Consider the following 1,243-nt stretch of genomic DNA (forward strand, 5'->3'; position numbering starts at 1 on the left):
TAAACTAGAATCTCCGAGCCGTCTACGGCCGACGAATTGGGGTATGAAGCATGAACCGACTGTGTCGTCGCACCTACCGAACCGCGCAAGATCGATACTGACGTGCAATCACATACGGTTAGTCCTACCCACGAAAATACGCGGTCAGTATCGGAATGTCGGAGTGACCGGATCCCCCAAAAAATGGCCTCTTCCCGGGGATAGGAAGAGGCCAACAGCTTCTCCTCATAGCACCCGATCAGACTGCCAAGCGATCGGGCCTTGGGATAATTCCTCGATCGGCCATAGCCGACAATAAATTATTTTAACTGCCCCAGCATTGTACGAAAGAGGACAAACCGGATCACCCGGTCGGGCCGATCTCTGCGGAGGCCATGCTGGCTTCTTCTTCGCCCCCGGCGACCCCAAACGAGGTGCGTAGGATGTGTTCTGCTGCCCAAATCGGCCCACCATCCTCGTCCGGAAAACCGTATCCGTGCACTAAGATCAGATCGATGTCGGATGATTGACGAACGATACCTTCGCTCAAGAGCGTTACCGCCTCCCGCGCCATTTCGCCAAGCAGCCAATGGCGCAGAGCGGGATCGATCGACTTTCCCGATGAGACTGTAACCTCCCGTGATCGCGACATACCGCACGAAAAGAGAGCTGTCTTCACGTCCTTCTGGGACACCCCTCTTCGACGCAAATCGTCCGCGGCCGCCCGACAAGCAGCTATGATGCGCTCACCGACTAGACCAGATTGCCGGCTAACGACTGCCTGCGCACCGGTCTTTCGAAGGAGTGCGAGTACCGCATTGACGGCTGCGGGCTTGGTGGCTGCAGTCGGTGTCACCTCAACAAGGGATCTCCTTCTTGAGAGGCGGAAATTGAGGCCGACAATATCCGCACTTCCCCTTCGCGAATTCGCAAGGCGATCCATATCTCTACTGCGGGTCGTAGCAATAATAGCGTTGGACTTCGCAAGGGAAGCGAGACGCCTGATCGAGAGAGCCGTTTTTCGGTCATCCCCAGTGTCGATAATGAGGTCGGCTTCGGCTACGGCAGAGCCATCGGTACTGATCGACAGGCCAGATTTGCGAAGCAATGCGGCAATCGCCCTGGCGCGCTTTCCAGACCCTGATATTGCGACGGAGACCACGCGTCTATCATCCCCAGAAGCGCCGGGAAATCGAAAGGCTCCTTTACCAGAGAGAAAGAGATGAATTCGCGCTTGCGCGTGTTTGCTTTTGCGAAGTTGCAG

Annotated in this window: 1 protein-coding gene; it reads right to left on the reverse strand. The window is 56.2% G+C overall.

The features are described from left to right. Window positions 1-343: 343 nt before the first annotated feature. Window positions 344-1,243: 3-hydroxyacyl-CoA dehydrogenase NAD-binding domain-containing protein (locus tag A3AY_RS0110880; protein ID WP_245275902.1), on the reverse strand; the 900-nt coding region annotated here is incomplete at its 5' end.

Origin of the sequence: Rhizobium giardinii bv. giardinii H152, assembly GCF_000379605.1 — a bacterium.
Taxonomy (GTDB): Bacteria; Pseudomonadota; Alphaproteobacteria; order Rhizobiales; family Rhizobiaceae; genus Pararhizobium; species Pararhizobium giardinii.